Below are 303 nucleotides of genomic sequence, written 5' to 3'. Positions count from 1 at the left end.
CAAGTTGGTGCTGATATTCAGTGTAAGCTTTCGCCACAATTTCTTCGAACGGCCCGTTAGCTTTCTCAGTATAGGTAGCCGGCTTTTCCATGGCGTTTTTTGCGTTAGAAATAGCCCCTAGCACTGAACGGGGATCATACTTTTCGATATCCACGTTCAAATCTTTTAGGATACGCTTTACAAGTGTTCGTTGCGCACCAGCATCGATGATTGAAAAATCTTTTTTATAGCCGAGTTTGTCGATATCACGACGCAAAATTCGCACAGCTAAAGCGTGGAAAGTTGATACCCAGACCGCATCTG

General features: G+C 44.2%; 1 protein-coding gene. It reads right to left on the bottom strand.

The window, feature by feature from the left end; genetic code table 11:
• On the bottom strand, positions 1-303 hold a 303-nt coding region (locus WEIDD23_RS12490; protein ID WP_197458915.1), incomplete at both ends, for a UvrD-helicase domain-containing protein.

It is taken from the genome of Weissella sp. DD23, assembly GCF_001579105.1.
Classification (GTDB): domain Bacteria; phylum Bacillota; class Bacilli; order Lactobacillales; family Lactobacillaceae; genus Weissella; species Weissella cibaria.
Note: the sequence above shows the minus strand (reverse complement) of the source record. Positions and strands in the feature narration are given on the sequence as shown.